We start from the raw sequence: 14107 nt of genomic DNA, 5'->3' as shown, positions 1-14107 counted from the left end.
TCAGTGCCCCAGCTGGCGTGGCTGCCAGTCCTTGACCACCAGGGTCACGTCCAGGTTTTCGCCATGCAGTTTCATGCGCTCGGGCAGCCAGTAGCCGTTCTGCTGGGTGTAGCTCAGGTACTGCACCTGCCAGCCATCCTGGTTCAGGCTGGCCAGGCGGCTGTCGTCATCCAGGGTGAGCTGGCTCTTGCTGTCCGGGGCCGGCAGTCCGCGCACCCACCACACCAGGTGCGAAACGGGCAATTGCCAGCCCAGTTGTTCTTCGAGCAGGGCTTCGGGGCTGTTGGCCTCGAAGCGGCCCTGGTTGGCGACTTCCAGCACCACGCCGCCAGGGCGGCCGGTCAGGCGTGCGGCGCCACGGCCAAGCGGCCCGGCCAGACGGATGTCGTAGTAATCCTGGCGCTGAAGCCAGAACAAGGTGCCGCTGCCGGAGTCGCGGGGGGCGCGAATACCGACCTTGCCGTTGATCTGCCAGCCGTCCAGGGTGCTCAGCTGTTCTTTGTGGGCTCGCCACTGTTGTGGGTTGCCTTGGCCATGCAGGGCTTCGCGGGATCCGAAGCCGGCACAGCCGGCAAGCAGGGCGATCAGGGAAAAGGTAATGCAATGGCGCAGGAACATGGCGTTAAAGAGTCTCGGATCCGGTCAGGCGCAAGACGGTCTTGCGCAGGATAGGGCTGTCGGGTTGGGCCTCGAAGGCCTTGGCCCAGACCTGGCGGGCCTCACGACGCTTGCCGTTGGCCCACAGCACTTCGCCCAGGTGGGCGGCGACTTCATGGTCGGGGAAGCGCTCGAAGGCCTGGCGCAGGTAGCGCTCGGCTTCGTCGAGGTTGCCCAGGCGGTAGGCGACCCAGCCCAGGCTGTCGAGCACCGCCGGGTCGTCCGGGGTGAGCTGGTGGGCCTTGTCGATCAGCGCCTTGGCTTCGGTGTAGCGGGTGGTTCGATCGGCCAGGGTATAGCCGAGCGCGTTCAGTGCCATGGCGTTTTCCGGCTGGCGGGCGATGATGGCGCGCAGGTCTTGTTCCATTTGCGTCAGGTCGTCGCGCTTTTCGGCCAGCATGGCGCGGGTGTAAAGGAGATTAAGGTCGTCCGGGAAGCGCTTGATGGCTTGCTGCAGCACCTGGTTGGCCTGGGCGTCCTTGTTGTTGTTGCTGTAGCTCTCCGACTCGACCAGGAACAGCTGGACCGCGAGGTCCGGCTGGGCTTCGCGGGCCTCGGCGAGCAGGCGCGAGGCCTCGGTGCCGCGACCGTTGGCGATCAGGATGTCGGCCTGGCGAAGTTGCGCTGGCAGGTAATCGGGGCCAGTGCCGACCAGGGCGTATTCGCGCAAGGCACCCTCGGGGTCGTTGCGTTCCTCGCGGATGCGGCCCAGGTTGAGGTGGGCGGCATCGACGTTGCTGTCGCGCTCGATCAGCTCCTGCAGGTAGCTTTCGGCTTCATCCCAGTCCTTGTTCTCCATGCAGACCAGTGCCAGGGAGTAACGCAGCTCGTCATCTTCCGGGTACTGCTGGACCAGGCCGAGGAATTCACCCTTGGCGTCGGCGATGCGGTCCTGCTCGACCAAGGTTCGGGCGTACGTCAGGCGCAGGCGCTTGTCGTCCGGGTTGTCGCGGATGGCGCCGCGCAGCAGCGGCAGCGCCTCGGGGCCGCGGTCGAGGGCCTGGAGCAGGCGGGCGCGCAGCAGGATCGGCGCCACTTCGCCGTTTTGTGGCGGGTGTTCCTCCAGCAGGTCGAGGGCTTGCTGGGGCTTGCCGTCCTGGTTCAGCAGCAGGGCCTTGCCGAAGACCAACTGGCTGTTGTCCGGGTATTTGACCAGCAGCCGTTCGAAACTCTGCAACAGGCCGTCGCGGGTACCTTGATCGGTTTCGGCGGCCGACAGGGCGAGGAAGTCGAAGTGGGTGTCACCCTGGCCCTGAAGCACCTTTTCCATGTAGGCCATGGATTCGTCATAGCGGCCGGCGCCTGCCAACTGGACGGCAGCGGCGCGCTGGGCGTCGAGGTTCTGCGGGTCGTTGCGGGCCCAGATGAGCGCGTTGTCCAGGGCCGGCTCGTCGGCACCGAGGTATTCGGCGATGCGGTAGGCACGCTCGGACACGCCTGGGTCCTGGGTCTTCTGCGCCTGGTCGGTGTAGTTGGCCAGGGCGATGTCGAAGCGATTGCGCTGGCCGGCCAGCTCCGCGACCAACAGGCTGTAGAGCGTGTCCTGTTTGAATGACCCATACACCACGGGCTTGTCGGCCGCGGCTTTGCCCGCCTCGGCGACGGGCGGTTCGGCTTGTTGCGGGGCCAGGTTCTGGCAGCCCTGGAGCAGGGCGAAGGCAAGCAGCAATGCGTAGGGTCTGTTCATAAATGAGGCTTAGAAGGACTAACCGGCGGTCGGAGCATGATGACACAAGCGCGGGGGCAAACCCACCGGCGAAGGTCGTGGTTTACAGGGATAGCCTGGGATTGTTGGGACAATAGCGAACGGTGGTTGTTCTAAAACCTGTGAAAGAGGACAATTATCGGCTTCTCGTCACAACCAGCGACCTTGCATGGCCTTTCTTGCACTTGGTATCAACCATAAGACTGCCTCGGTAGACGTACGCGAGCGCGTGGCGTTTACCCCAGAGCAGCTGGTAGACGCCCTGCAGCAGCTCTGTCGACTGACCGCCAGCCGCGAAGCGGCGATTCTGTCGACCTGCAACCGTAGCGAGCTCTATATAGAGCAGGACCACCTGTCCGCCGATGCCGTCCTGAAGTGGCTGGCCGACTATCACCGGCTGAGCCTGGATGAGCTGCGCGCCAGCGCCTACATCCATGAAGAGCACGATGCCGTGAAGCATATGATGCGGGTGGCCTCCGGACTGGACTCGCTGGTGCTCGGCGAGCCGCAGATCCTCGGCCAGATGAAGTCGGCCTACGCCGTGGCCCGCGAGGCCGGCACCATCGGACCGCTGCTCGGGCGCTTGTTCCAGGCGACCTTCAGCGCCGCCAAGCAGGTACGGACCGATACCGCGATCGGCGAGAACCCGGTGTCGGTTGCCTTCGCCGCCGTCAGCCTGGCGCGGCAGATCTTCAGCGACCTGGGCCGCAGCCAGGCCCTGCTGATCGGTGCGGGCGAGACCATTACCCTGGTCGCCCGTCACCTCCACGAGCAAGGCGTGCGCCGGATCGTGGTTGCCAACCGGACCCTGGAGCGGGCCAGTATCCTGGCCGAACAGTTCGGTGCCCATGCCGTGCTGCTGGCGGACATTCCGCAGGAACTGGCCAACAGCGACATCGTCATCAGCTCCACTGCCAGTCAGTTGCCGATCCTCGGCAAAGGCGCGGTGGAAAGCGCGCTGAAACAACGTCGGCACAAGCCGATCTTCATGGTCGATATCGCCGTGCCGCGAGACATCGAGCCTGAAGTCGGTGAGCTCGATGACGTGTACTTGTACACGGTCGATGACCTGCACGAAGTGGTCGCCGAAAACCTCAAGAGCCGCCAGGGTGCGGCGCAGGCTGCCGAAGAGCTGGTCTCGGTGGGCGCCGAGGACTTCATGGCGCGCCTGCGCGAGCTGGCGGCGGTTGATGTGCTGCGTGCCTATCGCCAGCAAAGCGAGCGCCTGCGCGACGAAGAACTGCAAAAGGCCCAGCGATTGCTGGCCAACGGCGGCAACCCCGAAGATGTACTGGCCCAACTGGCCCGGGGGCTGACCAACAAACTCCTGCATGCGCCCAGCGTGCAACTGAAAAAGCTCTCGGCCGAGGGCCGCCTCGATGCGCTGGCCATGGCCCAGGAACTCTTTGCCCTCAACGAGGGCTCGACGGACAAAACCCCGCAATGAAAGCGTCGCTGCTGAACAAACTGGACACGCTCCAGGACCGCTTCGAGGAACTCACCGCCCTGCTCGGTGACGCCGAAGTCATTTCCGACCAGACCCGATTCCGCGCCTATTCCCGTGAATACGCCGAAGTCGAGCCGGTGATCGCTGCCTATAAAGAGTGGCGCAAGGTTCAGGACGACCTCGAAGGCGCCCAGGCTCTGCTCAAGGATGCCGACCCCGACCTGCGCGAAATGGCGGTGGAGGAGGTGCGGGAGGCCAAGGAGCAACTGGTGGGCCTGGAGTCGCAACTGCAGCGCATGCTGCTGCCCAAGGACCCCAACGACGGTCGCAACGTGTTCCTGGAGATTCGCGCAGGTACCGGCGGTGATGAGGCGGCGATCTTTTCCGGTGACCTGTTCCGTATGTATTCACGCTATGCCGAGCGGCGCGGCTGGCGCCTTGAGATCCTCTCGGAGAACGAGGGCGAGCATGGCGGCTATAAAGAGATCATCGCGCGTGTCGAAGGCGACAATGTCTACGGCAAGCTGAAGTTCGAGTCTGGCGCGCACCGCGTGCAGCGAGTGCCGGAAACCGAGTCCCAGGGCCGCATCCATACCTCCGCATGCACGGTGGCGGTGTTGCCTGAGCCCGACGAGCAAGTGGCCATCGAGATCAACCCCGCTGACTTGCGGGTCGACACCTACCGTGCTTCGGGTGCTGGCGGCCAGCACGTCAACAAGACCGACTCGGCAATCCGCATCACCCACTTGCCGACCGGTATCGTGGTCGAGTGCCAGGAGGAGCGTTCGCAGCACAAGAACCGTGCGCGGGCCATGTCCTGGTTGTCAGCCAAGCTCAATGACATGCAGACCAGTGCCGCCCAAAACGCCATCGCCAGCGAGCGCAAGCTGTTGGTCGGCTCGGGTGACCGCTCCGAGCGTATCCGTACCTACAATTATCCACAGGGCCGGGTGACCGATCACCGTATCAACCTGACTCTCTATTCCCTCGACGACATCCTCGCCGGTGGCGTGGAGGCCGTGATCGAGCCGTTGCTGGCCGAGTACCAGGCCGATCAATTGGCTGCCCTGGGGGAATAATGACCATCATCGCCAGCTTGCTGCGCAACGCGCAGCTGCCGGATTCGCCCACTGAGCGACTGGATGCCGAACTGTTGCTGGCCGCGGCCATCGGTAAGTCGCGCAGCTACCTGCACACCTGGCCCGAGCGGATCGTCAGCAGCGAGGCGGCGGACGTCTTCGCCAGTTACCTCGAGCGCCGTCGCGCAGGAGAACCGGTGGCCTATATCCTCGGGCAGCAGGGCTTCTGGAAGATCGACCTGGAGGTCGCGCCACACACCCTGATTCCGCGTCCCGATACCGAGCTGCTGGTAGAAACAGCCCTCCAGCTGCAGCCAGCCTCGCCAGCCAGGGTGCTCGACCTGGGTACCGGTACCGGTGCCATCGCCCTGGCGCTGGCCAGCGACTGCCCGGCCTGGCAGGTGACGGCGGTGGACCGTGTCGACGAGGCAGTGGCCCTTGCCGAGCGCAATCGCCAGCGCCTGGGCCTCGATAACGTGAAGGTGATGGCCAGCCATTGGTTCGACAGCCTGGCGGGGCAACGCTTCGACCTCATCCTGAGCAACCCGCCCTACATCGCCGCCGAGGACCCGCACCTGGCGGAGGGCGACGTGCGCTTCGAACCGAGCAGCGCCCTGGTGGCGGGGCCCGATGGCCTGGATGATCTGCGGATAATCGTCGACCAGGCGCCGGAGCACTTGCTGCCGGGTGGTTGGTTGTTGCTCGAGCACGGTTATGATCAAGCGACTTCGGTGCAGGCGTTGCTGACTGCCCGGGGCTTTACCGAGGTCGCCAGCCGCAAGGACCTGGGCGGCCACGAACGCATCACGATGGGACGTCTGCCATGTTGAGTGACCAGGAACTGTTGCGTTATAGCCGGCAGGTGCTGCTGGCCCAAGTCGATATCGATGGCCAACTGCGGCTCAAGCGCAGCAAGGCGCTGATCGTCGGCCTCGGCGGCCTCGGCTCGCCGGTCGCACTGTACCTGGCGGCGGCAGGCGTGGGCGAACTGCACCTGGCGGACTTCGACACCGTAGACCTGACCAACCTGCAACGGCAGGTGATCCACGACAGCACCAGCGTCGGCATGAGCAAGGTGGACTCGGCGATCCAGCGTCTGCAGGCGATCAACCCCGAAGTGAACCTGGTTGCCCATCGCCATGCACTAGACGAGGACTCCCTGGCTGCGGCGGTGGCGGCGGTTGACCTGGTGCTGGACTGCTCGGACAACTTCGCCACCCGCGAAGCCGTCAACGCGGCCTGTGTGGCCGCCTGCAAGCCGTTGGTCAGCGGTGCGGCCATTCGCCTGGAAGGGCAGCTTTCGGTGTTCGACCCGCGCCGCGACAACAGCCCTTGCTACCACTGCCTGTATGGCCATGGCAGCGAGGCCGAGCTGACCTGCAGCGAGGCCGGCGTCATCGGGCCGCTGGTCGGGCTGGTGGGCAGCTTGCAGGCCCTTGAGGCGATGAAACTGCTGGCTGGTTTCGGCGAGCCGCTGGTGGGGCGCTTGCTGTTGATCGACGCACTGGGCACGCGCATGCGCGAGCTGCGGGTCAAGCGCGACCCGGCTTGTGCCGTGTGTGGTAACCGGCATGGCTGAACGCTCGGCGCCGGTCGGCGTGATGGATTCGGGGGTCGGCGGATTGTCGGTGCTCGCCGAAATCCAGCGCCTGCTGCCTGGCGAGTCGCTGTTGTACGTGGCCGATTGCGGCCATGTGCCCTACGGTGAGAAATCGGCGGAGTACATCCGTGAACGCTGCAGGCACATTGCCGAGTTCTTCCACGCACAAGGGGCCAAGGCCATGGTCCTGGCGTGCAATACCGCCACGGTGGCGGCGGTGGCCGACCTGCGTGAGCGCTACCCGGATTGGCCGCTGGTGGGCATGGAGCCTGCGGTAAAACCGGCTGCGGCGGCGACTCGCTCCGGGGTGGTCGGTGTTCTGGCCACCACCGGCACGCTGCAAAGTGCCAAGTTCGCCGCCTTGCTGGACCGCTTTGCCAATGACGTGCAGGTTGTCACCCAGCCGTGCCCGGGACTGGTCGAGCGGATCGAAACCGGCGACCTTGGCAGTGCGCAGCTGCGCCAGTTGCTGCTGGGCTACGTACAGCCGCTGTTGGACGCGGGCTGCGATACGCTGATTCTGGGGTGCACCCATTATCCCTTCCTACGCCCGCTGCTGGCTGAAATGGTGCCGGCGGACGTTGCGATCATCGACACCGGCGCCGCGGTTGCGCGGCAGTTGCACCGTTTGCTGGCCGCTCGCGATCTGCTGGCCGACGGGCCGGCGCAGGCGGCACGCTTCTGGAGCAGTGCCGACCCGCAAGCCCTGAGCGATATCCTGCCTTTGCTATGGCATGAGTCCGATCGTGTGCAACGCTTCCCGTTGTAACCACAGCGCGGAATAAAGCTGAACTATCGTGCTATCGCCGATTTCTACTATTTGCCTGGCACAAGGCGAACAGTCATAACACATCAGGAAGAAGGAAGTTTCCCATGAAGAAACGGCTTGGCGTGGCGGCGGCTGCCGCCTGGATTCTGGGGCATGTGGTAACGGCGCAGGCCGCCGATGTTTCGTTTTCGGTGGGCCAGACCGGTGACTCCACACAGGTCTATCGCCTGGGGCTGCAATCGAACTGGGACGCCAGTTGGTGGCAAACCCGCGTGGGCAGGCTGACGGGCTACTGGGATGGGGCCTACAGCTATTGGGACGGTGACGAAACCGCCAGCAACCACAGCCTGTCGTTTGCGCCTGTCTTCGTGTACGAGTTCGCCGGGGAGTCGGTCAAGCCTTACATCGAGGCCGGTATTGGCGTTGCGTTGTTCTCCAGCACCGAGCTGGAAAGCAACGAACTTGGCTCGTCCTTCCAGTTCGAAGATCGCATCGGCGTGGGCCTGCGCTTTGCCGGTGGCCATGAGTTGGGTATCCGGGCCATTCACTATTCCAACGCGGGCATCAGGCAGCCCAACGATGGTGTAGAAAGCTACAGCTTGCATTACCGCATGCCGCTGTAAGCACGGCCCCGCCGCGGGGCCATGCTGGCGTGTGTCCTCAGCGTGGCAAGGGCCACAGGTTGCTCAGCGTCAGGGCTTCGAGCACCAGTTCAGGCTCACGCTGAGGCAGCCGACGTATCAGTTCATCGGCCGTACGCTCCGGCGTCCACTGCTCAGGTATGGCCTGGGCCGATGATGCCGGGCTTTGCATGGCCTGCGGCGCCACCAGCGTCAACCCGACTCCAAGGATCTGCAGCTCTTGACGCTGTTCGCGCAGCCACTGCGCGGTGCTGTTGGCGCCGCTGGGCACGCGTGTCGGCGAGTACAACTGAAGGGCGGAATAACGGCTGAGCAACGCCATTACTTGTGGCGCATCGCGCTTGACCAGCAAGGTCAGGGCGCTGGTGAGGCAGTGCTCGCTGGCGTGCAGGTTGGTGCTGACGATGGCTTCGAACAGCTCGGCCTCAGGGAGGTCATCGGCCAGGTAGTCGCACGTTCCGGCATTGAGGATCAGGCAGTCCAGTCCCCCCCAGTTGCGCAGGATCGACGCCGCGGCTGCCTGAGCCTGCTCGAGCAGCGGCAATTGCCCTGGTACGCGCAGCAACTGTTGGGGGTACCGCTTTGCCAATCCATCCAGCGCTTCGCTGTCCCTGCCACTGGCGGCGACGCGGTGCCCGCCTTCCAGCAACTGCTCCACCAAGGCCAGCCCTAGTCCATTACTGGCGCCTGTTACCCAGAAATCCAGTGTGTTGTTCAATGTGCTGCCCTCTGATCCTGCCGGCGCGGAAGGCCTTTGAAAGCTTCCAGGGCGCGCTGGCGACTGCTTGTGAGATCGACGATTGGATGGTGATAGGATTTATTAGCAAAAAGATCGGCCGCCTTCATCGGCTCATGAACCCTTTCGTCGCCCAGGTCCGACAATTCCGGTAGCCAGTGGCGGATGAAGCGCCCTTGGGGGTCGAAGCGCTGCGACTGGGAGACCGGGTTGAAGATACGGAAGTACGGCACCGAGTCGGTGCCGGTGGAGGCGCTCCATTGCCAGCCCCCATTGTTGGCGGCGAGGTCGCCATCGATCAGGTGGCGCATGAAGTGCCGCTCGCCCAGGCGCCAGTCGATCAGTAGGTTCTTGCTCAGGAACATGGCGACGATCATGCGCAGACGGTTGTGCATCCAACCGGTTTCCAGCAGTTGGCGCATGGCGGCATCGATGATCGGGAAACCGGTACGGCCTTCCTTCCAGGCGTTGAAGTCGGCAGGGGCGTCGCGCCATGGCAGGGCTTCGGTCTGGTCGCGGAAGGCACGGTGTCGGGAGACCTGTGGATAACCATTGAGGATGTGTTTATAGAACTCCCGCCACAGCAACTCGTTGATCCAGGTCTGTATACCTGCGCTGCCACTGTCCAATTCGCCTCGGTTGTGGGCCAGTGCAGCGTGCAGGCACTGGCGGGGCGAGATCACGCCAGCGGCCAAATAGGCAGACAGTTGACTGGTGCCCGGCTCAGCTGGCAGGTCGCGCAGGTGCTGGTAGTTCTCGATGGTTTCATCGAGAAAACGCTGGAGCCGCTTCTGTGCTTCATCCTCGCCCGCAGGCCAGAGCGTTCGCAGGGTATCGGTTGGCGTATCGAAACCTTCGATCCGCTCCGGGACCGGGTCGCTCGGAATGTTCAGCGGGGCCTGGCATTGCACCCGGCCAGCCAGTGCCGGCAGGCCCAGATGCAGCCGCTCGAAGCAGGCCTTCTTGAATTGGCCGAACACCTGGAAGTACTGGCCGCTGCGCGTCAGGACGGTGCCGGGGCGCAACAGCAACTGGTCGAGGTAGCTGTGCGCCTGTATGCCGGATTGCTCCAGCAGGCGACGCGTCGCTTCGTCGCGACGGTGTTCGTGGATGCCGTACTCCTCGTTCCAGTGCACGGCTTCTACCTGCAGTTGCTTGCAGACCGCGAGCAGGGTCTCGGGGGCCTGGTCCCAGCGTTCGACCGTGCGGATCAGCAGCGGGATGTTCAGGGCCTTCAGCGACTGACGCAGCGTGCGCAGGTTGCGCAGCCAGAAGTCGACCTTGCAGGGGGCATCGTCGTGGTCCTGCCATTGGCCGGGACTGGCCAGCCAGATGGCCACGGTGGGGCCGCGCTCACAGGCGGCGCTCAAGGCAGTGTTGTCGGTAACGCGCAGGTCGGTGCGCAGCCAGATCAATTGCATGGCAGGGTCAACTCTTCAGGCAGACGGCCCTGGCGTTGGAGCAAACGCAGGGCCGCCTGTGGTGTATCGAACAGAAACAGCTGGTCAAGATCAAGCGCCTGCAACGGTGGGGTATGCAGGGCAACGGTCAAGCCGCCCAGCAACTTCATCCCGTCCACTTCGGCCAGGGTCCGGTGCAGGGCTTTCAGGTCGACGCGTGGGCCCAGGTGCAGCAACAGTGCGCGGGGCCGCAGGGCGGCGACGGCGCGTTGCAACTCTGGCCCGCTGACGGGGTATTCGAGCACCTCCACGGCGATGCCGTTGCTGCTGAGGAGCCAGGCATACAGCCACAAGCTGATGTCGAAAGGCCGTTCGCTGTCTTCGGCGAGCAGCACTGGCGGGCCGGACAGCAACTGGTTGTCGTGATAGACCCGAGCGCCCAGTTTGCTGCGCAGCCAGGTGTGGAAGAACACCTGCTCAAGGCGGGCGTTGAAGTAGCTGCGCCAGCGCTGTGCGAGGCTGTCGAGCAAGGGCAGCAGCAACTGCTCGCACAGGGTGATGGCAGGGTAGAGGGCCATCACCTGGTTCAGTTGCTGGTCGAGTGCGCGTTGCGAGAGGCTGGCGACGGCCTCGATCAAGTGTTCCTGACGGGCCTGCCAGTCGCCCTGGGGCGCGCTGTTGGCAGGCTGGTCGAGCAGCTCGCGTACTTGGCCGACCGATGCACCGCGTTCCAACCAGGCAAGAATGGCCTCGACGCGCGCCAGCTGGTCCAGCGGATACAGCCGGTGGCCTTTGCTGGTGCGCTGCGGCTTGAGCAGACCATAGCGCCGTTCCCACGCCCGGAGGGTGACTGGGTTTACGCCGGTGCGGCGAGCCAGCTCGCCGATGGGTAGCAGTTCAGACGGCATTGCGCAGCCCCAGGTCCTCGGGGTGAGGTTGCAGGTAGGCCTGCTGTAGCAAGTAAGGATCCGGGTGCTTGCGCAAATGGTGCTTGAGCAGGGTCAGGGGTACCACCAGCGGTATCACGCCCTGCTGGTACTGGCCGATGATGGTTTGCAACTCGGCCTTGTCCTGCGAACTGAGTGAGTCCTTGAGGTAGCCGGTGAGGTGCTGCAGGACGTTGCCATGGGTGCCGCGGCTGGCACAGCGACGCAGGGCCTGCATGAGCAGGCTGAAGTAACGCGGCCCTATCACCAACGGGTCGTCGTCCTTGCGCATGTTGCCAAGCAGGCGGCCGAGCTCGCGATAGGCCTGGGGATTGTTGGCCATCAGCAGGTACTTGTAGCGCGAGTGAAAGCGGATCAGTGCACCACGGCTCAGGCCCTCGGCCAGCAGGTGTTGCCAATCGGCGTAGGCGTAGACGCGGCTGATGAAGTTTTCCCGCAGCACCGGGTCGTGCAGGCGGCCTTCCTCCTCCACCGGCAGGTCTGGGCGCCGTTCGCAGAAAGCCGCCGCGAACGCGCCACGCCCGCCTTTGCGCGCTGGGTGCCCGGCCTCCTGATAGACCTTGACCCGTTCCAGCCCGCACGAGGGGGACTTCTGCATGAAGATGTAGCCGCAGATATCGTGCAGTTGAGTGGCCATCTGCTCGCCGTAGGCACGCAGCGGCCCTGACAGGTCGGTACCGGGGTTGCGTGTGCCGACCACTTCAGGCTTTTCGGGGTCGCCCACCAGACGGATGGCGTCTCGGGGAATGCCAAGGCCGATGGCCACTTCAGGGCACACCGGCATCCATTCGAAGTGCTGTTCGAGCTGGCCGAGGCACAATTCGGACGCCTTGTGCCCGCCGTTGTAACGCACATTGTGCCCGGTAAGGCAGGCGCTGATGCCGATTCGAGGCTTACGGTGGGCAGAAGGCTCGAGCATGGTTGTCTCCGGAGACCTGTACAGAAATAAATGTGTGTACAAGGCTATTCCAGCACAACCAGAAATTTATGCAACCTGGTTTTTTTTGTATAGGTTTAGCGCTCGCTTACTCAAGGTGTTCCAGAAGGCGGCGTGCGGCCTCCTGGCCACTGAGCCAGGCACCTTCGACCCGTCCGGACAGGCACCAATCGCCACAGGCATACAGGCCTTGGTCGGCATCGGCCAGGGCGCCCCATTCGTGATTGCCCGCTGGGCGCGCGTATAGCCAGCGGTGGGCGAGGGAGAACGTCGGAGGTGGCACCACGCAACCGATCAACTCGGCGAACTCTCCCAACAGTTGTTCGATCACTTCGTCCTTGTGCAGGTCGATGTGGTGTCTGCTCCAGGTGGAGGTGGCGTGCAGGACCCAAGTATCGAGATGCCCGTCCCGTCCTGGCTTGCTGCGATTACGGGCCAGCCAGTCGAGCGGGTTGTCCAGGACGAAGCAGCCTTGCATCGGGGTGTCCAAGGGTGTCTGGAAGCCCAGGGCAATGGCCCAGGTCGGCTCCATCGTCACCCCTGCCGCGACGGCGGCGAGCTTGGGCGTAGCGGCAAGCAGCGGAGTGGCCTGAGGCGCCGGCACTGCGATGACCACGCGGCTGTAGGGACCATGGCTGCAGCCTTCGGTGTCCTGCAGGTGCCAGAACTGTTTGCCACGGAAGACCTCGGCGATGCGGCAGCCGAAGTTGACTGTCACATCCTTGAGTAGCCCACGGGTGATCGCGCTCATGCGAGGCACGCCGACCCAGCGGGTCTGCTCGTCGGGGGAGGGGGTCAGTTCGCCGTCGCGGTAGTTGTACAACTGCGGCTTCCATTGCGCGGCCCAGCCGTTGGCGACCCACTGTTGCACCTGCTCGACGAAGCGTCGATCGCGGGCAGTGAAGTACTGGGCGCCCAGATCGAGCGCACCGGCCTCACTGCGTTTGCTGGCCATGCGACCGCCACTGCCATGGCCCTTGTCGAACAAATGGACGGCCTGCCCGGCCTTCTGCAAGGCCTGGGCGGCGGACAGGCCGGCTATGCCGGCACCGATGATAGCGATTGGTACTGTCATGATGGCCTCTTCGAACCGTGCTGTTACGCAGACTACGCTGTCAGGCAAACCTGTACAATGCATAATTTTTGTATAAGGTTATGCTGCTTCATGGAACAGGGTGGCCTATGTTTAACGAGAGCGTTGGGTCAAACATCTGGTCAGGAAAGTGCCTTGATCTTAAAAATAGACCACAGCGGCACTCCACGAGGACACAGCCATGCATATATTGCTGACAGGCGGTACCGGCTTGATTGGCCAGCACCTGTGCCAACTCTGGTCAAGCCAGGGTCATCGTCTCACGGTCTGGAGCCGCCGCCCCGAACAAGTGCCCAGGTTGTGTGGCAGTGGGGTGCGTGGGATAGCCCGGCTGGAAGACCTGGCCGCCGACGAAGTGCTTGATGCGGTGGTCAATCTGGCCGGCGCGCCCATTGCGGACCGACCTTGGACGGCGGGCCGGCGCAGCGTGCTCTGGGCCAGCCGGGTCACCCTGACCGAACAATTGCTGGCCTGGCTCGAGGCCAGGGCACAACGTCCCGAGGTGCTGGTTTCAGGGTCCGCCGTGGGGTGGTACGGAGATGGCGGTGAGCGTGAGCTGACCGAGTCCTCGCCGCCTGTGCGTGAGGATTTCGCCAGCCAGCTGTGCATCGCCTGGGAAGAAACCGCATCGCGCGCCCAAGCCTTGGGCATACGTGTGGTGCTGGTGCGAACCGGCTTGGTACTGGCTGCCGATGGCGGCTTTTTGTCGCGCCTGCGCCTGCCGTTCAAACTCGGCCTGGGCGGGCCTTTGGGCGATGGCCGGCAGTGGATGCCCTGGGTCCACATAGACGATGAAATCGCCTTGATTGATTTTCTGTTGAAGCATAAGGACGCTAGCGGTCCTTATAATGCCTGCGCCCCTGAACCTGTGCGCAACCGCGAGTTCGCCAGGCGTCTGGGCCGGACCCTGCACCGGCCAGCAGTGCTGCCGGTACCCAGGCTGCTGCTGAAGGCAGGCCTGGGCGAGTTGTCGATCCTGCTGCTCGGCGGCCAACGGGCCCGCCCAGCGCGCTTGCTGGCGGCGGGCTTCACGTTCCGTTTCAACGATCTGCAATCGGCGCTGGACAGCCTGTCCAGCCGCCTCTGACATAGGACG

General features: G+C 64.2%; 14 protein-coding genes. 7 read left to right on the top strand and 7 right to left on the bottom strand.

The window, feature by feature from the left end; translation table 11 throughout:
• Both lolB and H620_RS0112885 read right to left on the bottom strand, forming a co-directional pair.
• Nucleotides 1-618: a lipoprotein insertase outer membrane protein LolB gene (gene lolB, locus H620_RS0112890; RefSeq protein ID WP_023382357.1), complete on the bottom strand. Its 618-nt coding sequence runs from the start codon at nt 616-618 to the stop codon at nt 1-3.
• A 4-nt stretch (nt 619-622) separates the two neighbouring features.
• Nucleotides 623-2344, bottom strand: coding sequence for a tetratricopeptide repeat protein (locus tag H620_RS0112885; protein ID WP_023382356.1), 1722 nt, complete (start codon nt 2342-2344; stop codon nt 623-625).
• A 187-nt stretch (nt 2345-2531) separates the two neighbouring features.
• Between H620_RS0112885 and hemA the strand changes: the two genes are divergently transcribed.
• The 6 genes from hemA to H620_RS0112855 all read left to right on the top strand — a co-directional run bounded on the left by hemA (nt 2532) and on the right by H620_RS0112855 (nt 7880).
• Entirely contained in the window at nt 2532-3809 is a 1278-nt protein-coding gene (hemA, locus tag H620_RS0112880; RefSeq protein WP_023382355.1) for a glutamyl-tRNA reductase, read from the top strand.
• Nucleotides 3806-4888 carry a peptide chain release factor 1 gene (gene prfA / locus H620_RS0112875; protein ID WP_023382354.1) on the top strand — a complete coding sequence of 361 codons (1083 nt, stop codon included), beginning with the start codon at nt 3806-3808 and terminating at the stop codon, nt 4886-4888. Before hemA ends, prfA begins: the two co-directional genes overlap by 4 nt.
• The gene (gene prmC, locus H620_RS0112870; RefSeq protein ID WP_027907460.1) at nt 4888-5718 is read left to right on the top strand and encodes a peptide chain release factor N(5)-glutamine methyltransferase; all 831 of its coding nucleotides are present in this window, start codon (nt 4888-4890) and stop codon (nt 5716-5718) included. Before prfA ends, prmC begins: the two co-directional genes overlap by 1 nt.
• Entirely contained in the window at nt 5712-6467 is a 756-nt protein-coding gene (locus tag H620_RS0112865) for a molybdopterin-synthase adenylyltransferase MoeB (RefSeq protein ID WP_023382352.1), read from the top strand. The genes prmC and H620_RS0112865 overlap by 7 nt, the downstream gene beginning before the upstream one ends.
• Complete coding sequence (gene murI / locus H620_RS0112860; RefSeq protein ID WP_023382351.1) at nt 6460-7257, top strand: glutamate racemase; 798 nt, start codon at nt 6460-6462, stop codon at nt 7255-7257. Before H620_RS0112865 ends, murI begins: the two co-directional genes overlap by 8 nt.
• 104 nt (nt 7258-7361) lie before the next feature.
• Entirely contained in the window at nt 7362-7880 is a 519-nt protein-coding gene (locus H620_RS0112855; protein WP_023382350.1) for an acyloxyacyl hydrolase, read from the top strand.
• A 37-nt stretch (nt 7881-7917) separates the two neighbouring features.
• Here the strand turns inward: H620_RS0112855 and H620_RS0112850 are convergent, their stop codons facing one another.
• The 5 genes from H620_RS0112850 to H620_RS0112830 form a co-directional block, all read right to left on the bottom strand.
• Nucleotides 7918-8616, bottom strand: a complete 699-nt coding sequence (locus H620_RS0112850) for an SDR family NAD(P)-dependent oxidoreductase (protein ID WP_023382349.1) — start codon at nt 8614-8616, stop codon at nt 7918-7920.
• Entirely contained in the window at nt 8613-10055 is a 1443-nt protein-coding gene (gene phrB / locus H620_RS0112845; protein ID WP_023382348.1) for a deoxyribodipyrimidine photo-lyase, read from the bottom strand. Before phrB ends, H620_RS0112850 begins: the two co-directional genes overlap by 4 nt.
• The gene (locus H620_RS0112840) at nt 10046-10942 is read right to left on the bottom strand and encodes a MerR family transcriptional regulator (protein ID WP_023382347.1); all 897 of its coding nucleotides are present in this window, start codon (nt 10940-10942) and stop codon (nt 10046-10048) included. The genes phrB and H620_RS0112840 overlap by 10 nt, the downstream gene beginning before the upstream one ends.
• Entirely contained in the window at nt 10932-11900 is a 969-nt protein-coding gene (locus H620_RS0112835; protein ID WP_023382346.1) for a YbgA family protein, read from the bottom strand. The genes H620_RS0112840 and H620_RS0112835 overlap by 11 nt, the downstream gene beginning before the upstream one ends.
• Nucleotides 11901-12006: 106 nt before the next feature.
• Nucleotides 12007-12993, bottom strand: coding sequence for an NAD(P)/FAD-dependent oxidoreductase (locus tag H620_RS0112830; protein ID WP_027907459.1), 987 nt, complete (start codon nt 12991-12993; stop codon nt 12007-12009).
• A 199-nt stretch (nt 12994-13192) separates the two neighbouring features.
• On the opposite strand from H620_RS0112830, the gene H620_RS0112825 reads away from it, so the two are divergent.
• Nucleotides 13193-14098, top strand: a complete 906-nt coding sequence (locus tag H620_RS0112825) for a TIGR01777 family oxidoreductase (RefSeq protein WP_023382343.1) — start codon at nt 13193-13195, stop codon at nt 14096-14098.
• The last annotated feature ends 9 nt before the right edge of the window (nt 14099-14107 follow it).

This window comes from Pseudomonas taiwanensis DSM 21245 (assembly GCF_000425785.1).
GTDB classification, from domain to species: Bacteria; Pseudomonadota; Gammaproteobacteria; order Pseudomonadales; family Pseudomonadaceae; genus Aquipseudomonas; species Aquipseudomonas taiwanensis.
This window is presented reverse-complemented; position numbering and strand designations above follow the sequence as displayed.